This window comes from Paenibacillus sp. 598K, assembly GCF_003851045.1.
In the GTDB taxonomy this organism is placed as follows: domain Bacteria; phylum Bacillota; class Bacilli; order Paenibacillales; family Paenibacillaceae; genus Paenibacillus_D.
Map to the genome: position 1 here is coordinate 20,893 of NZ_BFBX01000004.1, position 19,029 is coordinate 39,921.

Below are 19,029 nucleotides of genomic sequence, written 5' to 3' on the forward strand. Positions count from 1 at the left end.
TTCCTTCGTTGATATCCTACTATAATAGCATACTCCTCTGTGCAGGGGACTCCTGTCGTGATACAATGCCGGAAGTGAAGGACGAAGGAGGGATACAAGTGAGACAAGCGCCAAGCGAACGGCGGCCTCTGACATGGTCTGCGATGGCGATGCTCCTGCTGTTGTTGCCCGTGCTGCTGCTGCTCCGTCCTGCCGCTGCGCACGCTTGCGAGTGCGGGTATCCGCCAGATGCGCAGGAGGCGCTGGATGAGGCGAGCGCTGTGTTCAAGGGCAGGGTGATCGATATCGCCAAGCAGCCGCGGCGCGACGAGGGCTATGACGCGGTCATCCTGGAGGTCGAGCGCGCCTGGAAGGGTGTGGAGACGACACAGGTGATCGTCTACACGGCATGGACCAACTGCAGGTTTCCGTTCCAGGACGACATGTCCTATCTGCTCTATGCGGCCAAGGACGGCGACAATCTGGTGGTGAGGGACTGCAGCAGGTCGGCTGCCGCCGAGAGTCCGAGAGCGATGGAGGATATAGCCGCGTTCGGCGAGGGTCAGACACCGACGATCGAGGTCGATCTGCGCAGCCGCTTCAGCCAGTGGCAGCCGATCCTGACCTGGGGGTCGGCGATCGGCGGTCTGCTGCTCGTCCTGTTGGGCGGCTGGATGCTTGTGCGGCGACTGGCAAGATTGAGATAGGAGGACTGACATTGCAAGAGAATGTAATCGAGTTGGACCAGGTAACCTGGACGAGAGACGGCAAGCCAATCGTCAGCGGGATCGACTGGCAAGTCGCCAGAGGCGAGCACTGGGCGGTCATGGGGCTGAACGGCTCCGGCAAGACGACGATCCTTAACCTCATTAATGGATATATCTGGCCGACCTCCGGCCGTGTCAGCGTGCTCGGCCATCCGTTCGGCACCGTGGATCTGCGCCAGCTCCGCAAGTCGATCGGCTGGGTCAGCTCGTCGCTCCAGGAGCGTCTCTACCCGTCGAGCCGCGCCGAGCACATCGTGCTGAGCGGCAAGCATGCGACGATCGGCCTCTACGACGAGGTCGATGAGACGGACCAGACGCGTGCGCTCGAGTTGATGACGCAGCTCGGCTGTGCGCATCTGGTCGGCCGGACGTACCAGACCTGCTCGCAGGGGGAGAAGCAAAAGCTGCTGATCGCCCGCGCCCTTATGGCGTCTCCGCAGCTTCTGATCCTCGATGAGGCGTGCAACGGCCTCGACTTCCTGGCGCGCGAGAGTCTGTTGGCGGGGATCGCCGAGATCGCCGCTCGCCCGGATGCCCCGACGCTGCTGCTCGTCACGCATCATATCGAGGAGATCCTGCCGATCTTCACCCATACGCTGATGATTCGCCGAGGCGAGGTGTTCGCTCGCGGCCGCACGGACGAGCTGCTGCAGAGCGAGACGCTGTCGGCCTTTTTCGAGACGCCGGTTCACGTCGGCAGGCAGCGGGGCAGGGCATGGCTGTCGCTGCCCTGATTCTATTGCTTATGGATTTTGCGATGGAGGATCATGTTTTCTGAACATTCCAACAATAGTGTAGCATCTGGACGGGTGCATATGGTATAGTATCGTTATCAGGAAAGGAGGTGCGTCAACATTAGTAGTCTTATGTTGAGCGCGTCCCTTACCCGATCTGCCGCTCTCTAGAGCTTGGAGTTCGGCAGAGGCGCGGGATGCGGATCATAGCAAGGCAAGGCGCCACGGGTACCGGCGCCGTCCCGGCAGGACGGCATAGCGGCCGCCTCGCTCCGACATGATGTCGGGGCGGGGCGGTTTTTTAGCGTGCGGGTAGAGCTGCGATTTGAGTTCGGCGGCAATAAAAGCCTATAATGGAAAGTGAATGGTCGGACTTAATGAAGGAGATGATGAATCGATGTTGCCAACGGACAAACAGATCATGGATTATGCAGAGCTGATCGCGATGATCGGCGTCAATGTGCAGCCGGGCCAGACGGTGGTCGTCATGTCGCCAATCTCTGCGGCGCGGCTGGCGCGGCAGATCGCTGTCGCCGCCTACGAGGCCGGGGCGCATAATGTCCATGTCGAATACAACGACGAGGAGCTGTCGCTGGTCAAGTACAAGCACGCTCCCGAGGAATCGCTCTCGGAATATCCAATGTGGCGGGCCAAGGCGTGGGAGGAATACGCCGACAGCGGCGCGGCGTTCGTGACGATCTACGCGCCGAATCCGGACCTGCTGAGCGGCGATATCGATCCGCGTCGGGTAGGCGAGACGATCAAGGCGGCGTCGCAGGCGCTCCAGAACTATCGCAGCAAGCTGATGAATCATGCCAACGCCTGGACGCTGATCTCGTATGCGACGCCGGAGTGGGCGGCCAAGGTGTATCCCGAGCTGCCGGTCCACGAAGCCGAGCAGCAGCTGTGGGCGCGTATTATCGAGTCGACACGACTCGATGCGGCCAACCCGGTGGCAGCTTGGAAAAAGCATAACCGGCGGCTCAAGGATCGCGTCGACCGTCTCAATGCCAAACGCTACACCGAGCTGCGCTACCGGAGCGAGGGCACGAACCTGACGATCGGGCTGCCGGAGGGCCATCTGTGGCTGGGCGGGGCCAAGGCCAATGCCAAGGGAGACGACTTCAATCCGAACATGCCGACCGAGGAAGTGTTCACAATGCCGCACAAGGACCAGGTGAACGGTACCGTCCGCAGCACCAAGCCGCTCAACTACAACGGCCAGCTGATCGACGGCTTCTCGCTGACCTTCCAGGACGGCAAGGTGGTGGACTTCCAGGCCGAGCAAGGCTACGAGGTGCTGGCGCAGCTGCTGGCAGCCGACGAGGGGGCCGGGCGGATCGGCGAGGTGGCGCTGGTGCCGGACGACTCGCCGATCAGCAACTCGGGCATTATTTTCTACAATACGTTGTTCGATGAGAATGCTTCATGCCATCTGGCGCTCGGACAGGCTTACCCGGTCAATCTCGAGGGCGGCTCCGCGATGTCGGCCGAGCAGCTGGCAGAGGCCGGCGCGAACCGTTCGCTCATCCATGTCGACTTTATGATCGGCTCGGCGTCGCTATCCATCGACGGCGTATTGCCGGACGGGTCGGTCGAGCCGATCTTCCGCGACGGCAACTGGGCCGAGAGCTAGGCCGGACGACGCGTGCTCGACGGCGGAGCGACAGCATCCGCCACTCTATAGCAATCCATCGCCTGAGGGCGCGGGGAGTCTCCCTGCGCCCTCAGGCTCATTTGGTTTGCAGATGATCACATGCCCCGCACACAGCTCACACGTCCCGTCGGTCCCATCTCACGAAGCCTACATGTTCCCGCAAGCTGCTCAGCTCAGCGGTAACCCGCGGCGTCAGTAGGCAGACCGGCCTCAATCACCTCGCGCATGTAGCGCCAGCAGTCCGGTCGCGAACCGTCGATATCGTCGAAGCCATAGTGTGCTGCCAGTCTGCTGCTGGAGAGCGACTGGCCTTGCCAGCGGGCGACCTCCGGATCGGCGGCCAGCGATTGCACCGCGCGGCCGACGAAGCGCGGCGTCTCGGAGATGATGAAGTGCGGCTCCTGCTCGCAGGCGTCGCGCCAGTTGTCCTCGGTCACTCCGAACTGATCGAGCATGATCTCCGACCGCATCCAGCCCGGCGTCAGGGAGACCGCCGTGCAGCCATGCGGAGCCAGCTCTTGGGAGAGGCCCCATGCCATGCGGGAGATTGAGGTTTTGACCAAGTCATAGTAGACGGACAGCCGGTAATGCTCGGCATTGTACTCGGCAGTACCGTCCGTCATCTCGACGAGCAGGTTGCCCGGTTGGCGGATGAGCAACGGCAGCGCATAGTGGCTGGTGATGAGATGGGTGTCGATCGCCAGGCGCAGCATGCGCAGGCCGTCCGTCAGCGAGTGCTCCCATACCGGCGTCTCCCATTGCACGAGATTCTCGCCACCCCAGATGTCGTTGACCAGGATATCCAGTCGGCTTTGCTCGCGGTCGATCCGCTCGACCAGCGACCGCACCTGCTCCGGCTCCAGATGATCGACCTGGACGGCGATCCCGTGTCCGCCGGCGGCGCTTACCAGCTCGGCTGTCTCCTCGATCGTCTCCGGGCGATTGTACTCGGAGCGCTGGCTGCGCGTCGTTCGTCCAGTCACGTAGACGGTAGCGCCCGCAGCGCCCAACTCGACGGCGATACCTCGACCGGCTCCCCGGGTTCCGCCCGCCACCAGTGCAACTTTGCCTTGCAATGACTTCATTTCGTTTTCCTCCATTTCATGTCTATCTGACTACATATTGATTGTAGCTTGTATTTACGACAAAATATGTCGTCATTTCGCCGTAAAAAATAGTTTGTCCTGAAAGTCTATAAAGCTATTTTTCATAACCGTCGGCAGCCCTTGCACGAAGCCATATATGGTGTTGTCAAGTAGATTCTAGTCCATATATGGGGAGCCCAAATTTACATATGGACAACATTTTGTGTTTTGCTCCGATTGACTTTGTCTATATATTGTTATAAATTAAGTAAACGCACACTACATATTGAGAAATATTTGGATAGAAGCTTTGCGGGAGAGGAATGAGAAGCATGCTGATCGCCTATGATTCGAAGACGGGTAATGTCAAGCGATTTATAGCAAAATTGAATATGCCGGCAGTGCAAATTGACGAAAAAATGACAGTCGAGGAGCCATTCCTGCTGGTTACATACACGACGGGCTTCGGGCAGATCCCCGAGCGTGTCGCCGCGTTTCTGAAGCGAAACTTCCATCTGATGCGCGGTGTCGCCGCCAGCGGCAATCGCAACTGGGGGGCCAACTTTGCCCGCAGCGCCGATCTGATCGCCGAGCAATACCGCGTGCCTGTCGTTTACAAGTTTGAACTGTCCGGCACACGCCAGGATATCCTTAGTTTTGAATCGGAGGTGAATCGCGTTGCAACATATTGAACTGAATAATCTGCTGATGAAACGCGATGCCAGCGGATTTTTCCAACTCGACAAGGACCGCGAGGCGGTCGACGCATTCATGGAGGAAGTGGCGCGCAAGAGCGTCCGCTTCGCGGATACGGCGGCCAAGCTGGCCTATATGATCGAGAATGATTATTACGAAGACTTCTTCGCCAAGTACGCTGCCGAGGATGTGATCGGCGTCTTCGAACTGACGGCTGCCCATCCGTTCCGCTTCCAATCCTACATGGCGGCTTCGAAGTTCTATACCGACTATGCCGTCAAGTCCAACAACCGCTCGCAGTACCTGGAGCACTTCGGCGACCGCGTGGCGGCGGTGGCGCTGCATCTGGGCAGAGGCAATGCGAGCACCGCGCGCACGCTGGCCGTCTCGATGATGGAGCAGCGGCTGCAGCCGGCGACACCAACCTTCCTCAATGCCGGGAAGAGCCGCAGAGGCGAGATGGTCTCGTGCTTCCTGCTGGAGATGGACGACTCGCTGAACTCGATCAACTACGTGCTCGGCACCTGCCTGCAGCTGTCCAAGATCGGCGGCGGCGTTGCCGTCAATCTGTCCAAGCTGCGGGGAAGAGGGGAGAGCATCAAGGGCGTCGAAGACGCAGCCAAGGGCATCATGCCGGTGCTAAAGCTGCTGGAGGACGCCTTCTCCTATGCCGACCAGATGGGTCAGCGCAAGGGCTCGGGCGCGGGATACTACAACATCTTCGGCTGGGATCTACTGGAGTTCCTCGACAGCAAGAAGATCAACGCCGACGAGAAGACGCGTCTGAAGACGTTGTCGATTGGCTTGATCGTGCCGAACCGGTTTTACAAGCTGGCCGAGGATAATGAGATGCTCCATGTGTTCGCGCCTTACAGCATCTATCAGGCGTACGGCGTCCATATGGACGATATGGATATGGATGAGATGTACGACAAGCTGATGGCCGACGACCGCGTCCGCAAGAAGCCGGTCATGAGCGCCCGCGACATGCTCACCCGGATCGCGATGGTCCAGCTCGAATCGGGCTATCCGTACATTATGAATCGCACCAATGCCAACAAGGGGCACGCGCTCGGCAAGATCGGCCCGGTCAAGATGTCCAATCTGTGCACCGAGATCTTCCAGCTCCAGGAGACGTCCGAGATCAACGACTATGGCGTAGGCGACGTGATCCGCCGCGACATCAGCTGCAATCTGGCCTCGCTCAACATCGTCAACGTCATGGAGCGCCGCCAGCTGCGCGAGTCGGTGCATGAGGGCATGCTCGCGTTGACCGCCGTCAGCGACATGACGACCGTAGCCAATGCGCCAGGCGTCGCCAAGGCGAACCGCGAGCTGCATTCGGTCGGACTCGGCGCGATGAATCTGCACGGCTATCTGACGAAGAACCGGATCGCTTACGAGAGCAAGGAAGCGCAGGAGTTTGCCCGAGCCTTCTTTATGGCGATGAACTACTACTCGCTGGAGAAAAGTATGGAGATTGCCCGCGACACCGGCATCCGCTTCGCCGGCTTCGAGCAGTCCGACTATGCCGACGGCAGCTACTTCGAGCGGTATGCAGCGACCGACTATCGTCCGGTAAGTGCCCGCGTGCAGGAGCTGTTCGCAGGGATGGACCTGCCAGGACCGGCCGAGTGGGCGCAGCTCGCGGCCAAGGTTGCCGAGCATGGCCTGTACCATGCGTATCGACTGGCAATAGCGCCGACGCAGAGCATCTCTTATGTGCAGAATGCGACGTCGAGCGTCATGCCGATCACGCAACAGATCGAGACTCGGACCTATGCCAACTCGACGACCTATTATCCGATGCCATACATGAGCCCGGACAATTTCTTCTATTATAAGTCGGCGTACCAGATGAACCAGTTCAAGGTGCTTGATCTGATCGCAGAGATTCAGGAGCATATCGATCAGGGCATCTCTACGGTCCTCCATGTCAACAGTGACGTGACGACGCGCCAGTTGTCTCGCTACTATGTGTATGCGGCTCGCAAAGGCTTGAAGTCGCTCTACTATACGCGGACGAATCGACTGTCCGTCGAAGAATGCATCAGCTGCTCGGTGTAACGTCAGGATCAAGCGCAAGCGGAAGGGGAACGGAACGAACATGACGCAAGGCAAAGCGATACAAGCGGTCAACTGGAACCGCCCGGATGACGATTTTACGGCGATGTTCTGGAATCAGAACATAATGCAATTCTGGACAGACGACGAGATCCCGCTCTCGGACGACAAAATGTCGTGGATTACGCTGAGCGACGCCGAGCGCGCCTGCTATATGAAGGTGCTCGGCGGCTTGACGCTGCTCGATACGGTGCAGGGCGGCGTCGGCATGCCGAAGATCCTCGAGCATGTCGACGGCCTGCAGCGCAAGGCGGTGCTCGGCTTTATGGCGATGATGGAGCAGATCCATGCCAAATCGTACAGCAGCATCTTCACGACGCTGGCATCGACCTCTGAGATCGACGACGTGTTCCGTTGGGTGGAGGGGCACCCGCAGCTGCAGCTGAAGGCGCGGACGATCAGCCGATATTATGAGAATATCGGCTCCGTCAAGGAGCTGTATATGGCGATGGCGGCTTCGGTTCTGCTCGAGAGCTACCTGTTCTACAGCGGCTTTTTCTACCCGCTCTACTTGGCCGGACAGGGCAAGATGACATGCAGCGGCGAGATCATCGATCTCATCCTGCGCGACGAGAGCATCCACGGCGTCTACGTCGGCATGCTGGCGCAAGAGATCTATGCGACGCTCGACGCGGCTGAGCAAAAGGATCTGTACGAGACGCTCTCGGGCCTCTTGCAGTTCCTGCATGCCAACGAGGAGCGGTACACCGAGGAGATTTATACCCCGATTGGCCTGACCGACGAGGTCAAGTCGTTCCTCCGTTACAATGCGAACAAAGCGATGATGAACCTTGGCTTTGATCCAGTGTTTGAGGACGACGAGGTGAATCCGATCGTCTTTAACGGTCTCAGTACGCGGACCAAGCAGCATGACTTCTTTTCCAAAAAGGGTAATGGCTATGTACGCGCAATGAACGTCGAGCATTTGCGCGACGAGGATTTTGATTTTAGCGATCTCACCTAGTTGAGACGCCAATCTTCTGTAAAAGTAACCGCCAGCTGATTTTTTAGCGGCGGTTTTTTCTCGTCCTATGGCGGGGGCTTGGCGACAGGAACTGGCCGGTCGGACGGCACTGCGCCGAATCGCCACCAGTAGACGAGCATATACAGGATCGGAAAGCTGTTCATGAGCATCGCATAAGCCGCAATCGCGTAGGAACGAATCGCTTTTTCGTATTCGATCGTGTCTGCCGCATATTGCAGGACGATAGCAGCCAGGCTGCTGGCAATGAGGAAGACGAGCGACTTGGCCTCGATGCCTGTGACGCGGGACAAACAGAGCGAAGCGACATAAAGCTGGAAGGAGGTACGCATGAACATCGTCGTCGACCAGAAGGAGATGAGCGCCGGATCGAGATTGGACATGAAGTCGCTATAGCGGGCAAAGCGGATCAGCTCGAGCAGCGGATATTGCATCTCCTCGCTCACATACGGACCAAAGTTCATGAGGATGAGCAGCCAGTAGGTGATCAGGATGAGGACAACGGTTAAGCCGCCTAACATTAGCGCCCTGCCGATCGGCAGCAAAAAACTGGTGAAGGGGGCGAGAAACAGAAATATAGCCCACTCCGAAAACCAGGGCATCGTATTTAATGAGCCGCTGACAATCTGTCCGATATCGTGATGCGTAACCAAGGAGGACAAAATTGCCTTTTGTCTTCCCTCTATAATAGCCGGGAAGACGAGCAGACTGGCGACAACCTGCAGGATGAAGATGCCCTCCGACATATACACGATCGTCAGCAGCCCTTGACGGCTGGTCAAGGCAATGCATAGCACAGTCAGCAGCGTCACCATCCATACCGGCGTATCGGGCAAGTAGATGGTACGGAGAAAGCTCACGAAGTTCTCGACATCGACCGAGGCCAGCACGACAGCATAGATGCCGACCAGCAGCAGCATAAAACGATGGATCGGCTGACCTACAATATCGCCTCCGAAGTCGTCCCATCCGCGGTCGGGGAATGTTCGTCCGAGCTTGACGGTGAAGAGGAGGAAGATCAAGCTGAGTCCAAAACCGCCCAAAACGGATAGCCACCCTTGATACTTGCTCATCTGGAACAACCGCTGAATCAAAAAGGAGATGGGCTCGGAATAGAGGTACACAAACGCAAAACGGTATACCTGCGCGGATGACAGCTTGACCATGCTCACCCTCCTTTCAACAATCGATCCACCCAACCGAACAACAGCAGGAACACCTCATTGGGGGAGGGCCACCAGCTCACCTGTACAGCCAAGCTGTTCCAGATGAGCAGCCCGATACTTAACGTCCAGAACCATACTTTTTTTTGAGGCTGATTGCGCGAAAGCGATGGCAGGCCCAATACAAACGCCAACGTGATAAAAGCGACGATTACCAACATCAGACATCCTCCATCACTTTTTTTCCGAGCTAAAACCCTCTCCTCGCAACGTCAAAGCAATGTTACGCTAATCGGGCGATTTCGAGCCGAAGTATTGAATATTGATATCGGCTTCGATCCGTATGTCTATGGCATCCTTGACATAGTCCTGCCAGCTTGCCTGATAGTTTGCCCACAGCTTCGGATATTTCCATTGCAGCCGGTATCCGAGCAGCAGGATATCCGAGCCGTGACGCCTGGCCTTGTCCAAGGCGCCCTGCAGATCACGCTTGACGATGCCCTCCAGCTTGGACTCGATCTGCTTTGCATAATCCAGACTATTGAACGTATCTGGCATATTGTTGCGGAGCGCGCCTTTGCCCTTAAGGATGACGTAGAAGACAGGCTTGTCTGCCTCCTTGCGAACCCGGAGTCTGGATTCGAGCTCATAGAGCTTGACGCTGCCTGTATGCTCCTTGTCTTTGAAGGAGAGGTAGGTCTGGTCCAACTGACCGCGCGCCCACGATACGGCGGTAGTCTGTGCCAGATTGATCGTGTCGACCATGCGACCGTCCAGGAAGATCGCTCCGCCAACCTGACCTGCCCACACGCTCGGTTGGTTGTTCTCGCTCACCATGTTGATCGTATGCGTCTCCAGGAGCGGCGCCGTTGCTCCAAGATCGAGCGCATTGGACGTCATCAAGTCCTGAATTTGCGTACTGATCAGATTTTTCTGGTTGGAAAACTCGCGCAGCACCTCGGTGGGGGACTCCTCGAAGACAGGCGCAAGCTGAGTGATCTCCTTCGTTTGCCCGGCCGCGACCAAAATAAAGCAGCTGAGGTGGAAGAGAGGCTCATGGTTAATCCAATCCAGGAGCTCCTCGATGCCTGCGCGCGCATACGCTTGTCCGACCGTGACGACGCGTGTATGCCCCCAGGACAGCTTGCGAGAGAGATCGATCTGGATCGACTCCAGCGCATCCGGGATCGTCTTCCCTCTCTTGGAGAGGATGGCGTAAGGCTTGCCATGCGCGCCGCCACCCTCGCCGACTTGCGATACGAGTCGATTGGGCAGCGGCGCGCTGATCGTCACCTCGACTTGTCCATCCTCGGTACGGTCGAGGTATAGTCCGGTCACGAAGGTCCGCTCATTGATCTCCACCTTGGACCAGCAGCCTCCAAGGACGGTCGTTGCGGCCAACAGACAGGCCAGCGCCAGCTTGCGATGCGCCTGGCCGTTCATCGAGCGCCCTGTCTCCGCTTGTTGGGGCTGCCATAGCTGGAGGGCCGGTCCTTCATGAAAAACATCGGCAGGCGAACGAAGGTGTCCTTAAGATCGCGCCAGATAAAGGGAGCCAGCGGCTGCATGTAAGGAACCCCAAACGAGCGCAGGTTCACCATATACAGATAGAGCAGGTAGCTGGAGACGATCACGCCCAAAATGCCCAAGGTGCCGCCCATAATCAAAAACGGAAACCTTAGAAGGCGAAACGCCAGCGACAGCTCGAAATGCGGCACGATAAACGAGGCAATGCCTGTAATCGAGACGACGATGACAAGCGGCGCCGAGACGATGCCTGCCGCAACGGCCGCCTGACCAATGACAATGCCTCCGATAATCGAGACAGTCTGGCCCAGCGGCTTGGGAATACGGATGCCGGCCTCGCGCAAGCCCTCGAACGTCAGCTCCATAATCAACGCCTCGATCAGCGCAGGGAACGGAATGTTCTCCCGGGCTGCTGCCACTGTAATGAGAAGCGACGTCGGCACGATCTCCGGATGGAAGGTCGTAATCGCCACATAGAGGGAGGGCAGCAAAAATGAAATGGTGATAAAAAACAAACGCACCAGTCTGATGAAGGAGGCGAAATAAAAACGCTGGTAATAGTCCTCTGCGGACTGCATAAGCGTAAAAAAAGTAACCGGCAGCATCAAAGCGTAAGGGGTGCCGTCCTGCATGAGCGTGATCCGACCTTCAAGCAGCGAGGCCGCTACCGTATCGGGACGCTCCGTATATTGATACTGCGGGAATGGCGAGTAGGGCACCTCCTCGATAAACTCAGCGAGATAATTTATCCCCATTACGCCATCGACTTGAATACGTTCAAGGCGGCTATAGATCTCGTCGACGAGCTCTTGCCGGCACAGTCCCTGGATATAGATTAGGTTAGTCGTGCTTTGCGTATAGACGCCGATCTGGCATCTTTTGACGGTCAAGTCGGGATGCTTGATGATATGCCGCAGGAGCGACATGTTCACCTCCAGATCCTCGATAAATGCTTGCTGCGGGCCGACGACGACGACTTCATTGCTCGACTCTGGCACCGATCGTTTTTCGTACTGGGTCAGAGGGAACAACAGCACGGTGGGCAGGCCGTCGCAGAAAAGGGCGACGTGCCCGGAGAGGATCGCATCAGCGATTTCCTTCTGATCCGTCGAACGATTATAATCGATCGGGAAAAAACTGCGATTCTCGATCTGCTCCAGCCACCGATGGTCACCGGTTTCCTCCGACGAAGCCCGGAGCAGCGGGGACATGATGCTCTCAATAAGCAGACGGGTATTGACGATACTGTTAATGTAGGCCAGCTGACAATGAAACGGGGGAACGCGGAACGGTTGAAACACGACATCCGAACTCTTCTCGAGCTGAACCCGGGTTTGCTCAAGCAACGATTGCTTGCGCTTCATGCGCCTCACCTCCTTGGCTTTGCCAATTTAGTCTGCTACATCGATTGGTTGATTATGCGAAGGCGCCCGGAGTCGTGCAAAAAATGAAACCTTTTCCGTAAAATCAACGTTCTACTTAAAGAGTTATTTTGTTAGGAGGGAAAAGCATGCGGAAGTGGATGGTGCTTGTCGTCGCTTTATTTACTTTGACCGGCATCGTATCTATCGGATCTTCCTATGCCTCGGCGCCGAATACACCAGTTCATGTGTTCATCGATGGCTTGCATCAGAAGGATATTATAATGGTCGACAATTATGTATTGATCCCGCTCCGGGCATATGCGCCCAATCGCCTGGAATTTACCTTCCGGTATACGGATCAGACGATTGAAGTCCTCGATCCTGTTAGTGATAAACATTTTGCGATTAAGAACGGGGAGCGAAAGGCACTGGTCGATGGGGAAGAGGTCGAGTTAAAGACTCCGGTTATGGTAAATGAAACGGGTCATACTTACGTTCCGCTAAGTTTTTTTGCTGAATATATGGATGCTGATGTCCAATATAAACCGTCGGAGAAGCGGGTGATTGTCAGGACGTTAAGAGGGAAGGACAGATATCATAAATTAATGACCGGCAGTCTGTTCCTTTCAAGAACGCTGGCCCTGGAGCTGCCGCAAACCTACTATGGTTTCCCGGGAGGCTACAACCGTCCAAGTATTAAACCGAGCGGCACAGGCAGCAAACTACATGTTTACTTTCCGCGTGGAGAGGCGCTTAGATATGTGATGGAGTATAAAGGATTGTTAACCTATGTGGAGATCAACGAGGACGGATTGGCTTTCGTCAAGTGGGTCAAGGATACTTTAAAGGATGATGTAGAGCTGGGGGAGCAACCGGCTCCATTCGAGGCAAGCATCTATGATAGCAAGTTCAGAGACGAGGTGCGAATCCCGGGCAAATAACGCTTCTCCGGTCGAATGGAAGAAGCGCTATCGCCTACAGATGAAGTTGCTCGTCATATTGGGCCAGGCTGCTCTGATAATGCTCGATCATCATCGTCCGCAGCCGTTCGGGCTCCAGCACCCGCACATCAGGGCCGTACCGCAGCAGCAGGCGCGACGTATACTCCAGCTCCGTCTCGGGCACCCAGTCCTCCCAGATCCCGTCTTCGGTGTGAGGCTTCAGCAGCGGATCGGACAACGCAGCCCGGATGCCTGCCGGGGAGAACTGCAGTCTCACGCGCAGCCCCTCGCGGGCGGGAGGCGTCTGCAGCCACTGCTCGAGCGTCGGGAGGTCTGCGATGGGCTCGCCCGGCTCCACCGCGATCAGCTCGGCGACCCGGTCGACCCGGTAGAGGAGCGTGCGCTCCGGCAAGGCCAAGGGCATGTACCATCGGCCATGCTCATAGTAGATGCCGAGCGGGTAGCCCTCGGACTGGCGCTCGCCCGACGGCCCCTCGTAGCGGAAGACGATACGGCTGCGCTCCATCGCCGCCTCGAGCAGTCTGGTCGTCAGCGGCGCGGGCAGCTGCGGCTCCGGCGAGCGGATCGCCGTATGCTGCCGCAGCCTGTCGAGCGTATCTCGGACGTCGGGCGGCAGCGAGCCGTAATACTGCTCCGCCAGATGGCTGCGGATCGAGCCGAAGGGGAAGTCGGGGATCCGCTCCAGCACCTGCAGCAGTAGGAACAGGCCCAGCGCCTCATGCAGCGTCAGCCGCAGCGGCGGCAGCAGACGATTGGGCAAGGCGCGATAGCCGCCGCCCGGACCGGTCTTCGCGTAGAGGGGGAAGCCCAGTTGCTGCAAGTACGCGAGGTCGCGTTGGATCGTGCGCACCGATACGTCGAAGCGCTCAGCCAGCTCGGCAGCCGTGAATGATTTGCGGGCATCAATGATCTGCATCATCGTTAATCGTCGCTGGTTCATTGGTCAACCCTCCCTGTTGTTGTGACTGGCGGCTATTCTCCTTAGGAGTGAATCGTCGCCAACTTGGACTGAAGTCCAGTCCGGGACTCGGCTATGGTCGGTAGCGAGATAGGGGCGAAGTACATATAATTGGCTATAAGTTACATGAAATGAAGGGGTAAGGAGACATCGTTATGCGTAAGTGGTCAAAGCCGTATCCGTTGTTGCTGTTGCTTGTCATCCCGCTGATGGGCTGGATTTATGTGTGGATCAACCGCGAGCCCGGCCAGATTCATCTGCTCGTCACTGATCTGGATGGCAAGATTCCGTTTATCAAGGGCTTTATTATTCCTTATATGATTTGGATGCCGTTTCTCTATTTGACGCTGATCTATTTTTATTATCGGGATCGCTCGCTTTATTATCGGACGCTTATCACCTACACGGTCTGTGTACTGATCTGTTACAGCATCTATATGATTTTCCAGACGACTGTGCCGAGAGAGGCGATGCTGGGCGAGGATCTGCTGAGCCGGATGGTGTTGTTCGTCTACACGAACGACGCGCCGTTCAATTGCTTTCCGAGCATCCATTGTCTCACCAGCTATTTGCTGCTGCTCGCGGCCAGCCGCAGCGAAGCGATCAGCAGCCGCGCGGTTACGTTCATCGGTATGGTATCCTTTTCAATTATCGTCTCGACTGTATTCGTGAAGCAGCATGTCGTGCTCGATGTATTCGCCGGCGTCGCGCTCGCGCATGTCGTCTTCGCGGTCGTCCAGCGTATCGCGGCATCGCGTACGAGCCCGGCTGAGGGTCGTAAGCGTGTATCTGCGGAGCTGTCCGGCTAGGGTGTGTTTGCATCCTCGCATGTCGCCCCTCGAGCAATCGTCACAGACTGTTGGCAAACGATGTGATTGAGATCACAAGGCGGGCCGCCTCCTCTTCCTATACTGGAATCATGCCAATTATTCCAGTATAGGAAGAGGAGCGTGACCCGATGTTGTCGCCAACGACCATTCAGATGATCAAATCCACCGTACCTGTACTTGAGGTTCACGGGACTGCCATCACCAAACGATTCTATACCCAGATGTTCGCCGAGCACCCTGAGCTGCTCAACATCTTCAACCATGCCAATCAAAAGCAAGGCCGGCAGCAAGCGGCGCTGGCTAATGCCGTCTATGCGGCGGCGCAGCATATCGATAACCTCGCGGCAATCCTGCCAAGCGTTCGACAGATCGCCCACAAGCATCGCAGTCTGGGCGTGCTGCCGGAACATTACCCGATCGTCGGCAAGCACTTGCTAAAGGCGATCAAGGATGAACTTGGGGACGCCGCTACGCCGGAAATCCTCGAGGCCTGGACGGAAGCCTACGGCGTCATCGCCTCGGCCTTCATCGATACCGAGCAAGCGATGTATGAGGAGGCCGCAGCGCAGCCAGGCGGTTGGGACGGATTCCGGGCCTTCCGTATCGAGCGCAAGGTGATCGAAAGCGAGCTGATCGCCTCCTTTTACCTCGTGCCGGAGGATGGCGGTCCGCTGGCCGACTTTATCCCCGGACAGTACGTGAGCATCCGGATACGTCCGGAGGGGGCAGCCAACACCCATATCCGTCAGTACTCGCTCTCGGACGCGCCGGGCAAGCCGTATTACCGTATCTCCGTGAAGCGGGAGGAGCCGCTCGGCGAGCTGCCGGCCGGTCAGGTATCCTGCTTCCTCCACGAGGCGGCTACTGCAGGCGATGTCCTCTGGCTATCGGCGCCGGCGGGAGACTTCGTCCTCGAGGCGGATGATCGCCGTCCGCTCGTCCTGATCGCCGGCGGTGTCGGCATCACCCCGCTGATGAGCATGCTCAACCATCTGGTGGAGTCAGGATCCGAGCGGCCGATCACGCTCATCCAGAGCGTGCGTCATAGCGGCGTGCAAGCGTGGCGGGAGCATACCGAAGCGCTGGCGACTGCCGGTCGCGCCCACGTCTATACCTGTTATGACCAGCCCTCGGAGCAGGACCGTGCCAGCGGCCGCGCCTATCGGGAGGGAAGAGTCGACGCCGGATGGCTCAAGGATGTGCTGCCGACGGAGCCGGCAACGTGCTATGTGTGCGGTCCGGAGCCGTTCATGCGCGCGGTCTACCATGGCCTGCTGAGCAATGGTGTCGACCGTGAGGCAATCCGCTATGAGTACTTCGGCCCGATGGGCAGCCTTGAGCTGAAGGAGGCCCCGGCAGGGGCGGGTTCACGCGCGTAGCAGCCGGTTCACCGTCTCGCGGCGCAGCCCGATCAGTTGGCCGATCTCCTCCTGCGTCAGCACATTGGTCAGCGGCTGCGGGCCGATATGCTGGGCAAACCAATCCTGCAGCGCCGCGAGCTTGTCAGCCGGGGCGGTATGGGTCAGCTGGTCGATGCGCTGCTGCATCATCCGCAGCTTGGTCTGCAGCAGCTTGGCGATGTCGAGCGCCTTGGCGGGATGGAGCTCCAGCTCCCGGTACCAGTCCTGTGAGGGGATCGTCTCCAGCTCGCTGGTGACGAGCGCGATCGCCGTCCCGTGATAAGGCTGCGGACTGATCAAGGAGTGATGCGGGATCGTCTCGCCGGGTACGATAATATTCATGAGGATCGAGGTGCCGTTTTCATGGATGCGTTCGATTTTGAGCATGCCGCTGACGAGCGTATAGAGCGGACCGCTCTCGCCTTGACGGAACAATGTTTCTCCTTTATGAAGACGCATTTTGCTTGAGTTTACTCCTCTCCACACATGGCCCCGCCGATTCAGGTCCGGGGCTTTTGACTTTGATTATAGAAAATTAATTGGCTCCTGTCACACTTTTCCGCTAATCTGGATAATGAAAGTCCCCACCATGAATCTGAAGGACGTGTCTTATGACTAACGAGACAATCATCACGATGGAAGATATGCTGGCGGAAGCCGAGCTGTTCCAGGCGATCTATCCCGATCTGATCGGCGAGATCGAGCGCATCGAGAATACGCGCGGCAAGCTGGGCGAGTTCCAGCTTATGCAAGCGATCTCCTACGCCAAAAACGGCCTGGGCGTACTAAGTTATGAACGACGGCAAATTATCAATAGCATCCTCGAGCAATTCTCGGCCATCTATACAAAGGGCGGCAGGTATGACGCCATCCAATGGGCGCAGGAGACGTTCGGCTGCTATGCGGAGCCTCCGTCGGGAGAAGCGCAGGACAGCGAGGTGCAGGGTCGGCTCGAAGAGCTGACGATACGGATTCGGGACAGGGAGGCCGAGCTGCTGAAGTTGTACCGCGAATATTACATGCTGCAAACCTACCAGCAAGCTGCAGATGCCGAAACGACAACGGACTGACTCCGGAATACACGGGAATAAGCTGTCGGCGCGTTGCTTGACGGCCGCCAAGGATGAGCGCTAAGATAGATAGACGAAGTCGGGCAGGAAGAAAGGGCGGACAAAGCGATGAAATATTCCAAGGCGACCAATTATGCATTGCATACGATGCTGCATCTTGTCGCTTCCTCTCCGGACAAGCCGGTGGGCGTACAGAGACTTGCCGAAGCGCAAGGCGTATCGCCGACCTATCTGTCCAAGATTTTGACCAAGCTGGTGAAGGCGGGGCTGATCGAGTCGGCCTCCGGGGCCAATGGCGGTTATCGTCTGCTGCGGCGCAGCGTCGACATTAATTTCCTCGATATTATCCATGCGATCGAAGGGACAGCCTCGCTGTTTGATTGCTCGCTCGACCATCCGTCGACCTGTCTGATCCAGCAGGTGATGGTCGAGGCCGAGGAGAAGATGGAGCAGCATCTGCGGGACAAAAAGCTCTCCGATCTGGTCGAGCAAATGAACCGGTATAAGGCAAGCGCAACTTCTTCTTGAGACGGTTGTAACCTTTTGACGAGCTCCTGCGTCTGAGACTGTGAACAATGGCAATCATCACAGATCTTACTCAAAAGGAGCAGATGAGTCATGAAACAGAAAAAATGGTTGATCGCAATAACGGCGGCAGGTCTGCTCGCCACGTCGGCGGGCGCAGGCGCAGGAGCGCTGGTCGAGAAGGTAACCGGCATCCTGCATGGCGATGTCAAAGTGACTGTCGACGGCAGCGAGACAGCGCTAAAGCCGGTCTATATCGACGGCAAGGCATACTTGCCCGCTCGCGAGACGGCGGATCTGCTCGGCTATAATCTGAACTGGAGCAGCCAGGAGCTGGTTCTCAAGGATCGCGATACCGATGTAGAGGAGGAGGCCGATCTGATCAGCATGAGCGGCGTCATCATCAACATTACGGAAGCGGACGGCATCTATTCGCTCGAAGTGATGGGACATGGGACGAACTCCTGGATCATCCTGGGCGTCGATGGGGAGACGGTGCTGAGCAGCGAGCAGGGCGCGGTCAAGCCTGCGGATCTGAAGGCAGGGATGCGCATCGAGGCCCAATACGGTCCGATCGTCGCGCTGAGCTATCCAGGACGATCGCATGCGGCCTCCATCGAAGTGAAGCAGCAGGCGTCCCTGATCGAGGATGTCATCACGGGCGTCAACAAGACGGATGACGGCTGGAAGCTGCAATTCAGCGAGCGCGTCGACGGTAAGTTCCAAACCTCGCTTGAGCTGAATGCCGGCAAAGAGACGCTGCTCATCTCCGAGACGGGCGAGCCGGTGGAGTGGAGCGATCTGTACCCGGGCGTCCGCGTCAAGGCGTATTACGGTCCATTCCTCATGAAGAGCATGCCGCCGCAGAGCCCGGCGCATGTCATCATCGTCGAAGACGCCGAGCTGACTCGCGAGCAGGCCGATGCTTACCGCGACGCGGCCTGGAGCTTCGTCTCCGATGAGCAGAAGCCAAGCGTCATCAGCGACCACAAAATCGCAGAGGTCGAGGTTGCGCCAGCGAGCGCCGCTGGCATTCTGACTGACGGCGATGTAGCTGCCAAAGCGCTGGAGACGTTGGTGAAGGAAGAAGGCCAGATGGTTATCGTCACTTATTACACCAACATGGATGAGCTGATCGGGCCGATCAAGGTCGTGCTCCATCCGGAGACCAAGCAGTTGCTCGGCTACTTCGCTCGTCGATAAGGT

Annotated in this window: 19 protein-coding genes; 12 read left to right on the plus strand and 7 right to left on the minus strand. The window is 57.5% G+C overall.

The features are described 5' to 3' along the window. Positions 1–98 precede the first annotated feature (98 nt). The 3 genes from PA598K_RS01715 (at position 99) to PA598K_RS01725 (ending at position 3,116) form a co-directional block, all read left to right on the plus strand. A complete protein-coding gene (locus PA598K_RS01715; protein WP_128655183.1) occupies positions 99–686 on the plus strand; it encodes a hypothetical protein in 588 nt (195 codons plus the stop codon). An 11-nt stretch (positions 687–697) separates the two neighbouring features. Continuing rightward, the gene (locus PA598K_RS01720; protein ID WP_128655184.1) at positions 698–1,480 is read left to right on the plus strand and encodes an ABC transporter ATP-binding protein; all 783 of its coding nucleotides are present in this window, start codon (positions 698–700) and stop codon (positions 1,478–1,480) included. Positions 1,481–1,877: 397 nt separating this feature from the next. Continuing rightward, on the plus strand, positions 1,878–3,116 hold the full coding sequence (locus PA598K_RS01725; RefSeq protein WP_128655185.1) for an aminopeptidase: 1,239 nt from the start codon (positions 1,878–1,880) through the stop codon (positions 3,114–3,116). Positions 3,117–3,310: 194 nt separating this feature from the next. Here the strand turns inward: PA598K_RS01725 and PA598K_RS01730 are convergent, their stop codons facing one another. Further along, positions 3,311–4,222 (minus strand): SDR family oxidoreductase, encoded by a 912-nt coding sequence (locus tag PA598K_RS01730; RefSeq protein ID WP_128655186.1) that lies wholly within the window; start codon positions 4,220–4,222, stop codon positions 3,311–3,313. Between the two features lie 332 nt (positions 4,223–4,554). On the opposite strand from PA598K_RS01730, the gene nrdI reads away from it, so the two are divergent. Genes nrdI through nrdF form a run of 3 tightly spaced genes read left to right on the plus strand, consistent with a single transcriptional unit; the run spans position 4,555 to position 8,006 of the window. After that, positions 4,555–4,914 carry a class Ib ribonucleoside-diphosphate reductase assembly flavoprotein NrdI gene (nrdI, locus tag PA598K_RS01735; RefSeq protein ID WP_128655187.1) on the plus strand — a complete coding sequence of 120 codons (360 nt, stop codon included), beginning with the start codon at positions 4,555–4,557 and terminating at the stop codon, positions 4,912–4,914. Further along, positions 4,901–6,985, plus strand: coding sequence for a class 1b ribonucleoside-diphosphate reductase subunit alpha (nrdE, locus tag PA598K_RS01740; protein ID WP_128655188.1), 2,085 nt, complete (start codon positions 4,901–4,903; stop codon positions 6,983–6,985). Before nrdI ends, nrdE begins: the two co-directional genes overlap by 14 nt. A 40-nt stretch (positions 6,986–7,025) precedes the next feature. Further along, a complete protein-coding gene (gene nrdF, locus PA598K_RS01745) occupies positions 7,026–8,006 on the plus strand; it encodes a class 1b ribonucleoside-diphosphate reductase subunit beta (protein WP_128655189.1) in 981 nt (326 codons plus the stop codon). 65 nt (positions 8,007–8,071) lie between these two features. Here nrdF and PA598K_RS01750 read toward each other — a convergent pair whose 3' ends face one another. From PA598K_RS01750 to PA598K_RS01765, 4 genes are all read right to left on the minus strand, one after another. After that, positions 8,072–9,190, minus strand: coding sequence for a GerAB/ArcD/ProY family transporter (locus tag PA598K_RS01750; protein WP_128655190.1), 1,119 nt, complete (start codon positions 9,188–9,190; stop codon positions 8,072–8,074). A 2-nt stretch (positions 9,191–9,192) separates the two neighbouring features. Further along, positions 9,193–9,408 (minus strand): hypothetical protein, encoded by a 216-nt coding sequence (locus PA598K_RS01755; protein WP_128655191.1) that lies wholly within the window; start codon positions 9,406–9,408, stop codon positions 9,193–9,195. Between the two features lie 67 nt (positions 9,409–9,475). Beyond that, a complete protein-coding gene (locus tag PA598K_RS01760; RefSeq protein WP_128655192.1) occupies positions 9,476–10,630 on the minus strand; it encodes a Ger(x)C family spore germination protein in 1,155 nt (384 codons plus the stop codon). Next, a complete protein-coding gene (locus PA598K_RS01765) occupies positions 10,627–12,078 on the minus strand; it encodes a spore germination protein (RefSeq protein ID WP_128655193.1) in 1,452 nt (483 codons plus the stop codon). The genes PA598K_RS01760 and PA598K_RS01765 overlap by 4 nt, the downstream gene beginning before the upstream one ends. 146 nt (positions 12,079–12,224) lie before the next feature. Here PA598K_RS01765 and PA598K_RS01770 point away from each other — a divergent pair, with 146 nt between their 5' ends. Further along, entirely contained in the window at positions 12,225–13,019 is a 795-nt protein-coding gene (locus PA598K_RS01770; protein ID WP_128655194.1) for a copper amine oxidase N-terminal domain-containing protein, read from the plus strand. A 34-nt stretch (positions 13,020–13,053) separates the two neighbouring features. Here the strand turns inward: PA598K_RS01770 and PA598K_RS01775 are convergent, their stop codons facing one another. Beyond that, positions 13,054–13,980, minus strand: coding sequence for a helix-turn-helix transcriptional regulator (locus tag PA598K_RS01775; RefSeq protein ID WP_128655195.1), 927 nt, complete (start codon positions 13,978–13,980; stop codon positions 13,054–13,056). A 173-nt stretch (positions 13,981–14,153) separates the two neighbouring features. On the opposite strand from PA598K_RS01775, the gene PA598K_RS01780 reads away from it, so the two are divergent. Further along, positions 14,154–14,807: a phosphatase PAP2 family protein gene (locus PA598K_RS01780; protein WP_128655196.1), complete on the plus strand. Its 654-nt coding sequence runs from the start codon at positions 14,154–14,156 to the stop codon at positions 14,805–14,807. Between the two features lie 149 nt (positions 14,808–14,956). Next, on the plus strand, positions 14,957–16,207 hold the full coding sequence (hmpA, locus tag PA598K_RS01785; protein ID WP_128655197.1) for an NO-inducible flavohemoprotein: 1,251 nt from the start codon (positions 14,957–14,959) through the stop codon (positions 16,205–16,207). Here hmpA and PA598K_RS01790 read toward each other — a convergent pair. Beyond that, positions 16,196–16,687: a Crp/Fnr family transcriptional regulator gene (locus PA598K_RS01790; RefSeq protein ID WP_128655198.1), complete on the minus strand. Its 492-nt coding sequence runs from the start codon at positions 16,685–16,687 to the stop codon at positions 16,196–16,198. The two genes, hmpA and PA598K_RS01790, sit on opposite strands and share 12 nt — an antisense overlap. A 152-nt stretch (positions 16,688–16,839) precedes the next feature. Here PA598K_RS01790 and PA598K_RS01795 point away from each other — a divergent pair, with 152 nt between their 5' ends. The 3 genes from PA598K_RS01795 to PA598K_RS01805 all read left to right on the plus strand — a co-directional run bounded on the left by PA598K_RS01795 (position 16,840) and on the right by PA598K_RS01805 (position 19,026). Further along, positions 16,840–17,298, plus strand: a complete 459-nt coding sequence (locus PA598K_RS01795) for a hypothetical protein (protein WP_128655199.1) — start codon at positions 16,840–16,842, stop codon at positions 17,296–17,298. A 108-nt stretch (positions 17,299–17,406) separates the two neighbouring features. Continuing rightward, positions 17,407–17,826 (plus strand): RrF2 family transcriptional regulator, encoded by a 420-nt coding sequence (locus PA598K_RS01800; protein WP_128655200.1) that lies wholly within the window; start codon positions 17,407–17,409, stop codon positions 17,824–17,826. Positions 17,827–17,916: 90 nt separating this feature from the next. Next, positions 17,917–19,026, plus strand: coding sequence for a hypothetical protein (locus PA598K_RS01805; protein WP_128655201.1), 1,110 nt, complete (start codon positions 17,917–17,919; stop codon positions 19,024–19,026). Positions 19,027–19,029: the final 3 nt, after the last annotated feature.

Bases quoted from the DNA above. Each gene is read 5' to 3' on its own strand.
- PA598K_RS01805 (WP_128655201.1), top strand. From the start codon at position 17,917: ATGAAACAGAAAAAATGGTTGATCGCAATAACGGCGGCAGGTCTGCTC.
- hmpA (WP_128655197.1), top strand. From the start codon at position 14,957: ATGTTGTCGCCAACGACCATTCAGATGATCAAATCCACCGTACCTGTA.
- PA598K_RS01770 (WP_128655194.1), top strand. From the start codon at position 12,225: ATGCGGAAGTGGATGGTGCTTGTCGTCGCTTTATTTACTTTGACCGGC.
- PA598K_RS01750 (WP_128655190.1), bottom strand. From the start codon at position 9,190: ATGGTCAAGCTGTCATCCGCGCAGGTATACCGTTTTGCGTTTGTGTAC.
- PA598K_RS01760 (WP_128655192.1), bottom strand. From the start codon at position 10,630: ATGAACGGCCAGGCGCATCGCAAGCTGGCGCTGGCCTGTCTGTTGGCC.
- nrdF (WP_128655189.1), top strand. From the start codon at position 7,026: ATGACGCAAGGCAAAGCGATACAAGCGGTCAACTGGAACCGCCCGGAT.
- PA598K_RS01795 (WP_128655199.1), top strand. From the start codon at position 16,840: ATGACTAACGAGACAATCATCACGATGGAAGATATGCTGGCGGAAGCC.
- PA598K_RS01800 (WP_128655200.1), top strand. From the start codon at position 17,407: ATGAAATATTCCAAGGCGACCAATTATGCATTGCATACGATGCTGCAT.
- PA598K_RS01790 (WP_128655198.1), bottom strand. From the start codon at position 16,687: ATGCGTCTTCATAAAGGAGAAACATTGTTCCGTCAAGGCGAGAGCGGT.
- PA598K_RS01755 (WP_128655191.1), bottom strand. From the start codon at position 9,408: ATGTTGGTAATCGTCGCTTTTATCACGTTGGCGTTTGTATTGGGCCTG.
- nrdI (WP_128655187.1), top strand. From the start codon at position 4,555: ATGCTGATCGCCTATGATTCGAAGACGGGTAATGTCAAGCGATTTATA.
- PA598K_RS01765 (WP_128655193.1), bottom strand. From the start codon at position 12,078: ATGAAGCGCAAGCAATCGTTGCTTGAGCAAACCCGGGTTCAGCTCGAG.
- PA598K_RS01780 (WP_128655196.1), top strand. From the start codon at position 14,154: ATGCGTAAGTGGTCAAAGCCGTATCCGTTGTTGCTGTTGCTTGTCATC.
- PA598K_RS01730 (WP_128655186.1), bottom strand. From the start codon at position 4,222: ATGAAGTCATTGCAAGGCAAAGTTGCACTGGTGGCGGGCGGAACCCGG.
- PA598K_RS01775 (WP_128655195.1), bottom strand. From the start codon at position 13,980: ATGAACCAGCGACGATTAACGATGATGCAGATCATTGATGCCCGCAAA.
- PA598K_RS01725 (WP_128655185.1), top strand. From the start codon at position 1,878: ATGTTGCCAACGGACAAACAGATCATGGATTATGCAGAGCTGATCGCG.